Below are 13,077 nucleotides of genomic sequence, written 5' to 3'. Positions count from 1 at the left end.
ATGCCTGCCGCCGGTACCAGCACGAAGAGCGACGAACGACGTCGGGCCATCGTGGCCGCCGCCATCGACTGCTTCGCGCAAAAGGGTTTCTACGGTACGACGACGCATGAGATCGCCGAGTGGGTCGGCATCTCCCAGCCGTACCTCTACCGCCTGTACCCGAACAAGGAAGCACTGTTCGCGGCGGTGGTCGACCACGTGTCCGTCGTCATGACCGACACGCTGGTCGCGCACTCGCCGGCGTCGGGCGGGGCCGGGCCTGCGCTGGAAGCGGCGCGTGGCGCCTACGCCGCGCTCGTCGCGGACCGGAGCATCCTGCGTTTCCTCATGCACGCGAACTGTGCCGCCGGCGAGCCGCTGGTGGGGCAGGCCGTGCGCCGGTGCTACGCCAAGCAGGTTGACACCGTCCGGCAGCTGCTGGGCGACGACGACGCCGTGCGGCGCTGGTTCGGCACCGGAATGCTCGACAACGTGGTCGCCGTGCTGGGTCTGGCCGACATCGACGAGCCATGGGCGCACACCCTCACCGCTCGATGACCCGGCACCGGGGATACGCCCGCGCCGATCGGCCCGGCGGTTGCAGGAGTGGGGCGGCGGCCTGCCGGCCGCGCGAGTGCCGTGCACGGACCGCGCCACGCTGCGGGACGTTGCTGCCAGCGAGCGGGAGGCAGTCCGAAGTCAACGCAAGGCGGTGGGGGCCAGTCGGATCGTCTGTGGTTGCTGCATCCGGATGCGTATGGGCTTGGGCTTGCCGGCCGCTTTCACCGGTTCGACGGGGTGTGGTGACGTACGGGGTGGGCGGGGAGACCGGGTCAGTCGGCGGACCATGAGGGCGATGAAGGTCCAGGTGCGGGCCTCGCTGTGGCAGATGAGCCGCTCGTAGTCGCACACGTTTCTCCTGGCTCTCATGATCCACGAGATCGCCCGCTCGACTCGCCACCTCTTCGCCAGGACGGCGAAGCCGTCCTGGTCTTTGCGGCGGGGCACCGTCTTCAAGGGTGATGCCGAGGAAAGAGTGGGACCAGTCGACGAGGGCTCCGCCGTAGGCGAAAAGACCCGGCCCGGGCAGACCAGCGACACACGCCGGAACACATCTCCCGGCCGCCCCTCACCGTCCTTCCCACCTCGCCGCTCCCTCCACTCCCCCGGGTGCACGGCCCTCCCCCACACCCCGCAGACCGGCACAACCCGCATCCCCGATCAGCGAGCGGACCACCCCACACCCCCGGGAGGCGAAGGCCCGGACCATGCGGCCACCCACGCCTTGCACCGGGCGCCGTATCCGGTGCCGTGTACACGCACACGACACCGGATACGGCGACGACAGCCCGGAAATCCACTGCCAGGGCAAGAGAACACCGCAAGAACCGTCCGGACACGAGCACTCTCTCTTTCCAGAGGCCAAAAAGCCGACAAGGCGGTGGGGTGAAGGCCTCATCAGGCCTCCACCCCACCGCCTCGGGGCATCGCGGCCCGGCCGTCACACACCCGGCCGGGCCATCAGCGAGAGCCGGTCAAAAGGCGTCACCGCCCTCACCGCCACCCACGCCCTACCCAGCCGGGAGCACTTCAGCAGGGGCCGGGGCAGGCTCCTCAGCAGCAGGGGCAGGGACCTGGTCCACGGGATCCGGAGCCGGGTCCACAGGGTCCGGAGCCGGATCAGCCGGAGCCGGAACCTGGTCAGCCGGGGCCGGATCAGCCGGAGCCGGGTCCGCGGGGTCCGGAGCCGGGTCCGCCGGGGCCGGGTCCGCGGGGTCCGGAGCAGGATCAGCCGGAGCCGGGTCCGCCGGAGCGGGGTCCGGAGCGGGGTCAGCCGGAGCGGGCTTGGGTGAATCCGGCAACTTCTCGACCTCGTCCTTGTCCTTCCAGTGGTCCTCGTCCTTGGTGTCCCAGTAGTGATCCTCGTGGTGCTTGTCCCAGTAGTGGTAGTCGTTGTGGGAGTCCCAGAAGTAGCACTTCTTGTGGTGCTCCACTACGTAGTAGACGTCGTAGTAGTCGTCCCAGTAGTACGTGTGGTGACCGTCCCAGTAGAACTTGTGGTGCTTGTCCCAGCAGCCCTTCTTGTGCCCCTTGTGATGCTTCTTCCAGCACTTGTCCTTGCCGTGCTTGTGCCCGGGAGTCATGGCCCCCACCGACGTTTCGGACATCGGGGCCGCCGTAGCGGCGGCGGCCGGCAGGATGACGCCTCCGGCGACCGCCACGGCCGACGCCACCACCGTCGCGAGGCCCAGCCGGCGCCTGGAACGGGCATCCTTGTCATTGCGGGTCATACGGCTCACGATTCCTCCTGAAAAGGGAAAGGCACTTTCCGTGCCCCGGGTGCCTCGTTTTCTTTCCGGTGTTTCCGGTGAGGCCCGCACTTCAAGTAGGCCAAAATCACCGAACCCGGTCACGTTCCGAGGGCTCGGGACTTGACGGATCCAAAATCACCACGTAAAGCCACACAAACCCCACACCGCACAGCCATCCCACAACAGGCCGGCGAAACCGTGCCGCCCGATCGCCGCGCGTTCGCGGGCGATCAGCTGGTCCGCATCCTTCCGGGCGGCGGTGAGACGGCGGCGCCCCGCCGCACGGCAGCCGGTGACAACGGCGCGGTGGCCCAAGCCGCCGGCCAGGCCGAGGAAGCCGAGGCCGGCGAGTGCCCCGAGCCCGGCCCCGCGCAGACGGGCGGTGACGGCGGCCCTAGCGCGCGGCGCTCACGTCACAGGAGCGGCCGCGGCGGGCCGCCCAGACCCGGATCAGGCCGCCCCGTCCGCCGGCCGGGCGAGCAGGTGCAGGCCGTGTGCCGGCGTACGGACGTGCCTGGCCCTGGCAGGATGTTCGTAGCCGGAGATCACCACGGGGACGAAGAGCGCGCACTGCCCGGCGCCGGGCATCCTCTCGTTGCGTGTTGTCGAACTTCCCTCTGCGCTCCCGCACTTGACCGGCGTGAGGGGCGACCCAGTCGACCCGACGGCTCCTGCCGTGATCGTCCACGCCGGTACGCCTGACGACGGCCCTGCCCGGTGCACGGGCTGTGGCATCTCCAGCGACTGGGTGCACAGCCGCTGTGTACGCCGTCTCGCCGTCTCGTCGGCATGGCGACCGGCGGCCGGGTGGTGCGCATCGAGTTGAGTGTGCGCCGCTTGTACTGCGAGAACCCGGCCTGCCCGAAGGTCACGTCCGCCGAGCAGGCCGACGGACTCACAGTGCGCTGCCCGCGCCGCACCCCGCTGCTGCAGGCCCTGGCCGAGATGGCCGGCATCCTGCCCGCCGGGCGGGGCGGCGCGCGGCTCCCGGGGCTGCCGAACGAACCGCTCTGTCCGCGTACCGGCGTGCTGCTGAAGCTGATGAGAGTGGTCTTGCCGGCCATCGCGGCGCCGCGGGTGCCGGGCGTCGACTTCGCACGGTACGCAGAGGTGTACGGCACACTGCTCGTCGGCGGTGGCACCCGGCTGTTGGGCGACGCTGAAAATGCCGACGGGTCCAGCACTGAAGGTGCCGATCACCGAGAACAAGATCTCCCCACTGGGGTGGTCCCAGTGGGGCGTTTGCCGACGAGGTGTCGCGGTCGTCGGCAAGGTGCCGAGGCCCAATCAGTCGAACTTCATGCCGAAGGTGCCCTGGAGGGTGGGTCGGGTGGTGAACATGTGGGCTCTCACCTCGCTGTTTACCCGCGTCGGCAGGTCGAATCGGCGCTCAGGATCGGTCCTGGGGAGAATCTGGGGAGTTCGGGCCGGAGCTCTCCTCCGCCCGCTCCCCCAGGGGGTTATCGATCGCCCTGCGCCCCCCACCAAGACCTGGAAGGGGTCACCCGGACCGCAACGCCAAGCTCGACCGCATCGAGTACGTCCTGGCGCGCTTCCCCGACCGCGTCTTCGCGTTCGACGAGTCGTGGTCGACAACGTCGTACGGCAGGGCCAGGTCGCCGACGCCCGCAGCACCTCGCCGGACGTGGTGGGCAGCCGGACCGTGATCGAACTGATCGGCAGCCACGCGAGGTTGACCGGCACGGCGCTGCAGACGGTGGGCAGCAAGGGCCACGACGGCTTCGCGCTGGCGCGCGTGCTGGCGTAGCCCCCGGCCGCTCAGCTCTTCGGGGTGAGGTCGAAGGCGGGGTAGGACGGCGTGGACAGCCCGAAGCCGGACGACGGGTAGCCGGACGGTGCGGGGGATGCCGTGGGGATGCCGTTGTCGTCGCAGAGCTGGGGCGCGGACGGCGCGAACACGTGGTAATCGACCACGCGCTTGGTCGGGAAGGTGACGTCGTCGCCGACGATCGTGTTGCCCGTGCTGATCTTGGTCGGCAGTTCGCGGTTCTTGAGCGGTGCGCCGACGTAGATCGCCTCCAGGAAGCCGTCGCAGGGGCTGGCCTTGGCCGAGGCGAAGCCCTTCGGCGGCTTCACGTCGTGGACCTTGCGGCCGTCGATGTGCAGTTCGGTGCGCTTGAGGGACCGCAGGGCGTAGTCGTAGTTCACCTCCCTCGAAAGCGGGTCGGCGGCCGAAGTGGCGCTGGACGGCCGGTAGTTGACGCGCCAGTACTGGACCTGGACGGTCACCCGGTCGCACAGGGGCCCGTCGAAGCCAGGCATGGACTTGGGGAACCGGACCTCTCCCGGGCCCAGGGCGGGCGTGCCGACCTGCCCCCAGTCGACCCAGTCCACCGCCTTCGCCGTACTCCACTTCGCGTTCGGATGGCAGCCGGCCGCGTTCGTGGGGTAGATGTCCGACGGTTTGACCGCAGGGGTGGGCGAGGCCGTCGAAGGGGTGGTGGCCGGGGCCGCCGCGGTCGTCGTCGCGGAGGGGCTGGAAGCGGCGTCGTCACCGCCCCCGCCGGAACAGCCGGCGGCCGCCAGCACCGCCGCAACGATCATGGCCGCACGAACCCGTCTGTGCGCAGTGGTCATCCCGCTTTCCCCCCGTCCACCCGATGGACAATCATGCTCCCAGGTGAAGTTGCCCGTCGGCCATGACGGAAAACTCACGTTTCGCGGGGTTCGAAGCGGGCGGCGGGTCCTCAGAGAGCGTTTTCTTTCGATGTTTCGTCCCGAGATGCGGCTTTGATGAGGCATTAGAGCCCTCGCCGGATCGGGGTGGATTCTCTGGTGAGTCGGCGGGCCATCAGGGCGATCATCGCAAGGTAGATCATGGCGGCAGAGCGGACCGGGAGGGCTTCGTAGTCGCGGGCCAGGCGGCGGTGGTACACACCACCGCCGGCTCTCCGTAGAAGACGGGCAATGCACCTTGCACTGGTTCTGACACCCGGACGACGTGTCAGTTCCCACCGCGGGACCGTCGGGAGAGCGCTAGGGCCATACCACCAGCCAGCAGCAGCGCGCCGGCCGCCCAGGCGATCCAGCCGCCGCCGAATCCGGTGTCGGCCAGCGGTCCGGACGCTGCGGAAGGGCCGCCCGAAACGGAGCCGGACGCTCCGGCCGCGGAGCCGCCCTGCGCCAGCCGCAGGGTCAGCGCCGCGCTGTCGTTGGAGGCGTCGGGGTCGAGCCCCTTCATGACCTCCAGTGTGCGGACCTGGCCCGTGGAGACGGCCGGGGTACGGGGGCCGATAGCGACGGTGAACGACAGGACGTGTCTGTCCCCCGGGGCGGGGTCGCCGAAGTAGCACTGGTAGGAGGACCGGCCCATCCGGGGGCCGGGGTCCGACCCGTCGTCCGTGGGCGGCGGCTGGCAGTTGTCCGGGATCTTCGTGGCCTTCGTGCCCGGCGGCAGCTTGACGAGGACCGGGAGGAAGGCGTCGTCGTCGAGGAGGTCCTCCACCACCGCCGGCCCCCGGTCGATCACCGTGGCGTGCAGCGTGGCGTGACCGCCGCGCCGCCCGGTGACCGTGTCCCCGGTGACGGCGAAGTCGGCGTGGTTGACGCTGTTGACGTAGGTGGTGAAGTACGGGTCGATGTTCCCGTCGGACGGCATCGCGCCCCTCGGGACCAGGGTCAGCGGGGTCCCGGGGCCGTCCGCCGGGGCCGCGCTGGTCAGCGGGGTGAATTCGTAGAAGATCTTGTCGCGCAGGGCTTCGTCGCCGACCTTGACGCGCAGCGGCGACGACAACGCGTACTGCTGGCCGGGCTCCACCGGGGTGGGGAAGTCGCACAGGGTCTCGCGCACGATGTGCCCCCCGCGGTCGCTCGCGGGCACGTCGCGGCAGTTGGCCCAGGAGCCCTGGAGGTGCAGCCCGGCGGTGGTGTCGATCCGCAGCTCCACCCCCTTGGCCGCCGGGAGTTGGCCGTTGTTCCACACGTCGAGCGGGAAGGTCAGTGTGTCGCCCGGCACCTGGTGCAGCTGCTCGGCGGACGCGCTCACCTTCAGCTGCGTCGCGCCGTTGGTCAGGGTGAGGTGGTCGCCGGTGACGGTGGCGTCCGACGCCGTGCCGGAGACGGTCACGGTGCCGCTGCTGCCGACGGCCGCACCGGGCTTCGGCACCAGCGTGATGGCGTGGAAGTCCGAGGTGGCGGACGCCAGGTCCAGCGTGCAGAGGTTGCCCTTGCAGTGCTCCGACGGTGCCGGCTCGGCGAAGTCGGCCACTCCGGACAGGTCGACGGTCAGGTGGACGTGGTGTGCCGTGCCCCCGCCGACCACCTTCCACCGGTAGGACAGGTCCACGCTCGCCGGCTCCGTCCCGATGAAGAGCTCGTGCTCGGCGAACTGGACCGTCATCGTTCGTGCGGCGTCCGCCGTGTCGGCGCGGGCCGGACCCGTGCCGAACACCCCCGCCACCAGCGCCACCGCGCCCGCCGCCGCCGTCGCGACCGCGCGTACCCGTGATCGTCTTGCCATCCGACCGAAACCTTCCCCGCGCGCCGGGAGGGTCCCGGCCCGCCGTGCTTCACAGGTGTGACCCGCGAGGTGCGGAAATGGTTGCGGCCAGCCGGGCTCAGGTGTCCGCGCTGCCGGGCACGATGTGACGTGGTGTAGGAGGCCGGACACGGATGATCACATGACGGACCGGGAGTACCCCCGGCAGCGGGTCACTCGGGGTGAGCACGACTGGGTGATGGCCTGGACGTCCGAGAGGACCTTTCACATCGCGTGTGGGCCAGGCAACCTGACCGAGGCGCTCTCGATGTTCCGTACCTGGGCGTCTGAAGACGTCGCGGGAGTACTCTGACCGGATCTCACGCCGCGAGCGCGGGTCTGCCGCCCCAGCGGATGCTTTTCTCGCTGCGGATCCGTGCGCGCTCCCGGCGCTGGGCGGCCAACACGTCGGGGTGGCGGGCGTTGGTGTTGCGCCAGCGCAGGTAGGCGTGCAGGGCCCGGGTCTGCACCGTGTGGTTGGGGTGGTGGGAGTTGGCAATGGTGAACTGCCGCAGCGGTCCGAAGTGCGCCTCGATCGGGTTGGCCCACGAGGCGTAGGTCGGCGTGAAGCACAACTCAACCTTGCTCTTCTTCGCCCAGCGGCGTATGTCTGCGCCCTTGTGGGCGGACAAGTTGTCCATGATCACGTAGATGGGTGCGCCGTCGGGCCGGGCGGCGCGGATCGACTTCAGCGCGGCCAGGGTGTTCGCGGCGCCTTTCCTGCGGTGGTTGACGCCCCACAGGCGGTCGTCGCCGACCGAGTAACAGCCGTGGAAGTAGCGCACTCCGTGGGTGCGGTGGTAGGTGGCCGGCAACCGGTCCGGGCGCTGCTGCCTGGCCCAGCCCGAGCCTGCAGTGGGCCGGATCCCGAGCGGGCCGAATTCGTCGAAGGCGAAGACCCGGTCCGGGAAGCGGTCCAGCACCTCTTCGATGCGGCCCAGCTTCGCCTCGCGTTCGGGGTCGGGGGACTCCTTCCACGTCTTGGTGCGCTGGAAAGTGACGCCGCGTCGAGCGAGCAGCCAGCGTAATGCTTCGCGGCCGATGCGGATCACCCGGCCGTGGACTTTCCGCAGGTAGGCGGCCAGCTTGCGCAGTGACCAGCGAGTGAAGGGCTGGTCCAGTTTGGCCGGGCGGGTGGTGGCCGTCGCCACGACGAAGTCCTCGTCGTCAGGGCTGAGTCGGCGGGGACGGCCTCCCGCCCATTGAGGGTTCAGGCAGGCCAGGCCGATCTCGTTGAACCGGTGGATCACATCTCGGACAGTGTCCTCGTCGGCTTGGAGCAGCTGGGCGATCACCGGCACCCGGTTCCCGCCGGCCGAGGCGAGCAGCATCATCGCCCGCCGATAGCGCACCGTGCTGGCACTGCCCCGACGCACGATCTGCTGCAGCTTCTGCCCCTCTTGGTCGGTCAGTCTGCGCACACGGCGGGCTCAGCCACCGCGCCTCCAGTGATCGGAACGGACGTCACCGCACATCCAACCGCCACGACCACCAACCCGGCGAACCTACGCGGTCACAGCACTAGCGCCGCAGAAGCCGTTGTCTTTCCGAACGTGACCGCTGCGTTTCGGCTGGTCAGGCGTGACATTGTCGCTCCTGCGGCAGGGATGGCGCGTCGTGTTGTCTTGTTGGGGAGGCCTTCAAGTGCCGTCGGTGATGGGGCTGTTGGAGGTTCGAGAGAGGGCTGCCCGGGTGCGGGGGGAGGAACTGCGTGCCGAGGCGGACCACGTTCGGGCCGAGCTGGCGGAGGCGGAAGCCGTGCTGGATCGGCGGGTCGTCGCGCTCGCGGAGCTGACCGAGGCCCTGGCCATGGGTTCTGTGCCCGAGGAGGCGGTACTCCGGCCGTGGTGAAGGAGCCCGTGGCTGGGCCAGTGGTCCCTGACTGGCGCGAGGGGGTGCACGGCACCCTACGCAACCGGCTGCCGCAACCGCCCGGCAACCCAGGGTTGACGAAAGACACAGGGGCACCCCTCCCCCTAGTGGTCGGTGACCAGGCGGTAGTGCGTGTCCTGGCTTCCCGCTCCGCCGCCGCATAGTTGGTAGGCGAGCTCCCGCACGCGCACCGGATCACGCTTCTTGCCGTCGGTGCCTGCATGCAGGCGGCTGAGCCAGGAACCATCAGGAAGTCGGTCCTGCACGGGCAGGACCCGGTTCGCCGACACCCGCCACAACAGGTGGGCGCGGTGGTCACCGGCAGTCGCTGTGGCCTCGAGGGCGCCGAGGCCGTCCTCAAACTCCGGGCCTTGAACGACAACAGCCGACTTCAACACCTATCGGGCGTTTCACCTCGCCCGCAAGCATGAACGCCTCTACTCCACCCCCGAGCAGCACAGCTACGGCCTCACGGCCTGATCAGGAGCGTCCCTGCAGGAGAGCCGCACCCTAATGCAATAGTGCTTCCATGTGGCGCGCGGCGTCGTCGGACGCCTCATCGGGTGTCCGGCCGTTCTCACGGGCGACCATATACGCGGCATACCAGTCCCACCAGTGGTGCTCGGGGGCGGATGCCTCGTACGGGCCATGGTGCTCCTCCGTCTCGTGCAGAAGTTCTGTCAACGCGGCTACGTCCACGGCAAAAGCCTCCTGAGTCGTCACCGTCCAGGTAGTCGCTCCTGCACCTCTTGCAGTACCCACCCGTTTCCGTCCGGGTCGCTGAACGAGGCGTAGGAGGCGTAGCTGCGGCCGTCTGGATCGCGGCCGTCGACCCGTACTTCAGCGCCGGTGTCGTAGACCTTGTGGAAGATCTCGCTTACCTCAGCACCGCGGCTGGCGAGGTCGGCGCGGGCTTTGTCGAGGTCGAAGACCACGAGGTAGCCCTCTGCGGATCCAGGCGCCGCGGAGCTGACCCCGCGGCCGAAGATGATCGAGCACTGCGACCCAGGCGGCGTCAGCTGAACGATCCGGAATTCTGGGCCGGCCTCGAAGTCCGCATCGAGCCGCCATCCCAAGCTCTGATAGAAGCGCAGGGCACGGTCGACGTCAGCGACGGGGATGATGTGGACCTCGATCTTCATGTCCACGGTCGGCTCTTTGGCGCCGCCCTGTGCGCCGCCCTGCTCTTGAGTGCTCATAGCGTTCTCCTGCGCCCGATGGCCAGAAATCCATGAGGACGACGTGGCCGCGCAGCTCTGGGCGGCCGAGCGGCTCGGTATTGACGCGTCCCGCCGTGCGAGGGCACATGTCGTCGGTCGGGCACGGTCTACCGGCGGGAGCGGAAGGCCGTGCGCAACTCTTCCACGAGGAGTTCCGGCTGCTCCCAGGCGGCGAAGTGCCCGTCCTGGGGCAGCTTGCTGCAGTGTCAACCCCGTGCCACCTACATCTCCAGGTTAGGCCGATGGGGTACACGATGCACCCGGGAAGAACCCCGGGGTGCGTCCCGTGGCTGCACCGCCGCCGCCGAGCCGAGGAACTGCTCCGGCGCGGGCACGAAGTCCCCGGACGACAGGCCGTGCAGGTAGAGCAAGGGCATCACGCAATCTCGGGTCGGTGAGCACCTGAGACTGAGCTTTGCCAAGGTCGCGGAATACCAACGACGGGGAGCCGTCCACTTCCACGCGATCATTCGCGTCGACGGTCCAGAGAGGCCCGAGATGCCTTCGCCGGCCTGGGCGACGGCGGAAGTCCTTGAGGGCGCGGTGCATGCCGCTGTGCGAGCAGTAGAGGTCTCCATGTCGTACGTGCCCGGCATCGGTGAGCGCGTCTTTCGCTGGGGCACGCAGCTCGACGTGCATCCGATACGCCGCGCTCTCGACGACGGGCCGATCACAGATCAGGCCGTCGCTGCGTACGTGGCCAAGTACGTCTCCAAGAGCGTCGGTGATGTGGGAGGCGCAGACCGCCCGATCGCTTCGTATGAGGAGATAGATCTTCTCCCCGTATCGCCGCATACCCGAGCTCTCATGGGTACGTGCTGGCGTCTAGGGCGGCTCGGTGAACTCGATGGGTTGTCGCTTCGGGCTTGGGCCCACGCGCTCGGCTACCGCGGGCACGTCCTCACGAAGTCTCGCCGCTACTCGACGACGTATGCCGCCCTTCGTTTCCAGCGGGTCGCCCATCGGCAACAGGCAATTGGAGACGGTTCACCGGAACCCTCCGATACCGGCACCGACCGATCGTGGCGGTATGTGGGCTCGGGCCACACATCCGCGGAAGCGTTGGTGGCTTCAGGGGTTGCAGAAGACTTCAGCGTTCTCGCCGAACTGAGACGGGGGTTCGCGGCAAGTCCGGGGTCGCCGTATGCCTGACGAAGTTGTCGGCGTGTTCTCCTACGGGCGCGTGGTCGGGCGGCTTGCCGAGGCGCTTGGAACCTGGTGTGTGACGACAGCTTCAGTCGAGGTCGCCAACGAAGTCGTGCGATTGCTGGGTGGTGTGCCCCAACCTTGGAATCTCGGCGGTCGCGAGTGCCTGAAGGTGGTCTCTGACACGCAGTCTGTTCGGATCGTCATTGCTGGTGCTCGCAGCATTACGTTCCAGGGCGCCGGCTGTCATGGCCTGTTGGGGATGGAGGCTGAGAGAGCGCGGGCCATGTCCGGCATGGGTTTCGGGCCAGACGTAGTCATCACGTTCAGTTTGGCCACGAGGCTCAGCCTGGGTCTCTTTCGCTTTCAAGCTCGCTCCTGGAACTTCTTGGCGTCAGCAGTAGCTGTCGAGGCCTCGCTGCCCTCGACAGGGGTGATGGTGGAGTGCGAACTAGCCCTCAAAAGAACCGCGTTAAAGGGAGAACGTGGCGTTCGCACCCTGTACTGGGCCCCTTGCATGCGGGTGATCGCGTAGCCGTATCGGCCATTGCAGTGGGACCACTGGACTCGGCATCAACTCCACCGGCGGACACGTTGCGTCACCAGCCGGCGAGCCCAAGGGCACCTCCACCTCGCCGAACTTCGAAGACCCGGAAAGATCGCCAACCTCAACTCCTGCTCAGAGGATCACCGGAATCTCCGCTACCGCCATGCCCACGACATACGGTCGGCCTGTCCGACTGCTCAACCGGGCAGTCCCCATCGGATAGGTGTCTTGTGGAAATATCCGCACGCCGCACCATTTTTCTCTCCTCGACCGCGCTTCTGCTGTGTCCGGCCCTGACCAGTCCCGCGCTGGCCGCTGATGGGAGTCCAGCTCCCTCGCCAGCGGCATCTGCGGCCGAGGATTCGGTTATCAACACCGCGCCGCCGGAAGAGCCCGAAGAGAACGTCACTGACGTTCCCGACAGCGCTGTTGATGAGCCAGCGGTAGAGCCGACATACACCGGCAAGCCTCAGCCGGGGAACACGCCCGGCGCCGCGGATTGCAGCCCCACTACGTTCATATACAAGCCCACTTCGCAGGGCAAGCAGTACCACAGGGGTGTTGGGGCCGCGCAACAGAACACCAACGACACTTCCAGAACTGCCAGGTCGACCTTCGCGTCGGAGATGACGGGCGAAGTGGGGGTCAGTTTCACGGACGAGCTGGAGACCTCGGTCAGCGCGATGGTCACGACGATCAAGACCAAGTACAGCGTCACCGTGTCCACGAAGCTCACGGCCAAAATCGGCAACTCGTTCTCCGTGGACACGCCACCGCACAAGAGCACAAACGCCAAGTACGGTGTCTACCGGCTCAAGCACACGGGTCAGAGCTGGATTGTCCACGCCAACTGCACGAGTTCACCGAAGCACAACATCGTTAGATACACCCCCCACCGAGTCGGCTGGTACTTGTGGGAAAGCTAAGAGTGCTCGCCGCAGCTGGAGGACTGGCAGCGGTAGTGGCGCTGGCGGGCTGCACCAGTGGCCAGGACGACACCGCGTCCTCACCTCACACATCCCCCGCCCAATCCGTGTCCTCGCCGACAGGGTCGCCGACTTCTGACCGTGGTGAGCACGTTCCTGGGGAGACCGTTACCAAGGCTCCGGTCCTTCTGGACGGAGAGGTGGTAGCACAGGCCGCGAACGTCCACGGCAATCGAGAGATCGAAATCCGAGGCGGAATCAAGCCCGGGGCTCTATCAATTCTCGTGAATTGTCAGGGCAAGGGAACGCTGACCGTCTCCGTGGAACCGGTCGGGTTGAGCTTCCCGCTTGAGTGCGTGGAAGGAGAAGTCAGCAGCACTCTTAACCAACTGGATCTGAAGCGCTCCCGCGAACAGGGCACAGTGACCGTGACCGCTCCGTCACGCGTTCGCTGGGCACTTACCGTCGGACGATAGCCAGAACTGGGTCGGGGCCCGCAGATACAATGCGGGCCCCGAGGCATCACATTTGGTCGGCCTTGAGTTATGGAGGAATGGCCAAACATGCGCCTCCTGCA

Annotated in this window: 15 protein-coding genes and 1 pseudogene; 7 read left to right on the top strand and 9 right to left on the bottom strand. The window is 68.0% G+C overall.

Going from position 1 to position 13,077, the window contains the following annotated elements; translation table 11 throughout:
- Positions 1-537 carry a TetR/AcrR family transcriptional regulator gene (locus tag AB5J50_RS50000; protein WP_369265138.1) on the top strand — a complete coding sequence of 179 codons (537 nt, stop codon included), beginning with the start codon at positions 1-3 and terminating at the stop codon, positions 535-537.
- 141 nt (positions 538-678) lie between these two features.
- On the opposite strand, the gene AB5J50_RS49995 is transcribed toward AB5J50_RS50000, so the two are convergent.
- Both AB5J50_RS49995 and AB5J50_RS49990 read right to left on the bottom strand, forming a co-directional pair.
- Entirely contained in the window at positions 679-987 is a 309-nt protein-coding gene (locus AB5J50_RS49995; protein WP_369265137.1) for a hypothetical protein, read from the bottom strand.
- A 563-nt stretch (positions 988-1,550) separates the two neighbouring features.
- On the bottom strand, positions 1,551-2,279 hold the full coding sequence (locus AB5J50_RS49990) for a hypothetical protein (RefSeq protein WP_369265136.1): 729 nt from the start codon (positions 2,277-2,279) through the stop codon (positions 1,551-1,553).
- Positions 2,280-3,876: 1,597 nt separating this feature from the next.
- On the opposite strand from AB5J50_RS49990, the gene AB5J50_RS49985 reads away from it, so the two are divergent.
- Positions 3,877-4,059 carry a hypothetical protein gene (locus AB5J50_RS49985; RefSeq protein ID WP_369265135.1) on the top strand — a complete coding sequence of 61 codons (183 nt, stop codon included), beginning with the start codon at positions 3,877-3,879 and terminating at the stop codon, positions 4,057-4,059.
- An 11-nt stretch (positions 4,060-4,070) separates the two neighbouring features.
- Here AB5J50_RS49985 and AB5J50_RS49980 read toward each other — a convergent pair whose 3' ends face one another.
- The 3 genes and pseudogenes from AB5J50_RS49980 to AB5J50_RS49970 all read right to left on the bottom strand — a co-directional run bounded on the left by AB5J50_RS49980 (position 4,071) and on the right by AB5J50_RS49970 (position 6,771).
- Positions 4,071-4,889 (bottom strand): hypothetical protein, encoded by an 819-nt coding sequence (locus AB5J50_RS49980; protein ID WP_369265134.1) that lies wholly within the window; start codon positions 4,887-4,889, stop codon positions 4,071-4,073.
- Positions 4,890-5,053: 164 nt separating this feature from the next.
- Positions 5,054-5,188: pseudogene (locus AB5J50_RS49975) on the bottom strand (IS5/IS1182 family transposase); the annotation flags it as partial.
- 68 nt (positions 5,189-5,256) lie between these two features.
- Positions 5,257-6,771, bottom strand: coding sequence for a hypothetical protein (locus AB5J50_RS49970; RefSeq protein WP_369265133.1), 1,515 nt, complete (start codon positions 6,769-6,771; stop codon positions 5,257-5,259).
- 160 nt (positions 6,772-6,931) lie between these two features.
- On the opposite strand from AB5J50_RS49970, the gene AB5J50_RS49965 reads away from it, so the two are divergent.
- The gene (locus tag AB5J50_RS49965) at positions 6,932-7,102 is read left to right on the top strand and encodes an Imm53 family immunity protein (RefSeq protein WP_327425921.1); all 171 of its coding nucleotides are present in this window, start codon (positions 6,932-6,934) and stop codon (positions 7,100-7,102) included.
- Between the two features lie 7 nt (positions 7,103-7,109).
- On the opposite strand, the gene AB5J50_RS49960 is transcribed toward AB5J50_RS49965, so the two are convergent.
- A complete protein-coding gene (locus AB5J50_RS49960) occupies positions 7,110-8,123 on the bottom strand; it encodes an IS630 family transposase (protein WP_369265739.1) in 1,014 nt (337 codons plus the stop codon).
- A 310-nt stretch (positions 8,124-8,433) separates the two neighbouring features.
- On the opposite strand from AB5J50_RS49960, the gene AB5J50_RS49955 reads away from it, so the two are divergent.
- Complete coding sequence (locus AB5J50_RS49955; RefSeq protein WP_369265132.1) at positions 8,434-8,640, top strand: hypothetical protein; 207 nt, start codon at positions 8,434-8,436, stop codon at positions 8,638-8,640.
- A 125-nt stretch (positions 8,641-8,765) separates the two neighbouring features.
- On the opposite strand, the gene AB5J50_RS49950 is transcribed toward AB5J50_RS49955, so the two are convergent.
- The 3 genes from AB5J50_RS49950 to AB5J50_RS49940 all read right to left on the bottom strand — a co-directional run bounded on the left by AB5J50_RS49950 (position 8,766) and on the right by AB5J50_RS49940 (position 9,860).
- Complete coding sequence (locus tag AB5J50_RS49950; RefSeq protein ID WP_369265131.1) at positions 8,766-9,059, bottom strand: hypothetical protein; 294 nt, start codon at positions 9,057-9,059, stop codon at positions 8,766-8,768.
- Between the two features lie 112 nt (positions 9,060-9,171).
- The gene (locus AB5J50_RS49945) at positions 9,172-9,345 is read right to left on the bottom strand and encodes a bleomycin resistance protein (protein ID WP_369265130.1); all 174 of its coding nucleotides are present in this window, start codon (positions 9,343-9,345) and stop codon (positions 9,172-9,174) included.
- 35 nt (positions 9,346-9,380) lie between these two features.
- Positions 9,381-9,860, bottom strand: a complete 480-nt coding sequence (locus AB5J50_RS49940) for a VOC family protein (protein ID WP_369265129.1) — start codon at positions 9,858-9,860, stop codon at positions 9,381-9,383.
- Positions 9,861-10,256: 396 nt separating this feature from the next.
- On the opposite strand from AB5J50_RS49940, the gene AB5J50_RS49935 reads away from it, so the two are divergent.
- The 3 genes from AB5J50_RS49935 to AB5J50_RS49925 all read left to right on the top strand — a co-directional run bounded on the left by AB5J50_RS49935 (position 10,257) and on the right by AB5J50_RS49925 (position 12,500).
- The gene (locus AB5J50_RS49935) at positions 10,257-11,033 is read left to right on the top strand and encodes a replication initiator (protein ID WP_369265738.1); all 777 of its coding nucleotides are present in this window, start codon (positions 10,257-10,259) and stop codon (positions 11,031-11,033) included.
- Positions 11,026-11,562, top strand: a complete 537-nt coding sequence (locus tag AB5J50_RS49930; RefSeq protein WP_369265128.1) for a hypothetical protein — start codon at positions 11,026-11,028, stop codon at positions 11,560-11,562. The genes AB5J50_RS49935 and AB5J50_RS49930 overlap by 8 nt, the downstream gene beginning before the upstream one ends.
- A gap of 242 nt (positions 11,563-11,804) precedes the next feature.
- On the top strand, positions 11,805-12,500 hold the full coding sequence (locus AB5J50_RS49925) for a hypothetical protein (protein ID WP_369265127.1): 696 nt from the start codon (positions 11,805-11,807) through the stop codon (positions 12,498-12,500).
- Positions 12,501-13,077: the final 577 nt, after the last annotated feature.

Origin of the sequence: Streptomyces sp. R35, from assembly GCF_041053035.1 — a bacterium.
GTDB lineage: Bacteria > Actinomycetota > Actinomycetes > Streptomycetales > Streptomycetaceae > Streptomyces > Streptomyces lutosisoli.
The sequence above is the reverse complement of the archived record's forward strand: the minus strand, read 5'-3'. Positions and strand labels throughout refer to the sequence as shown.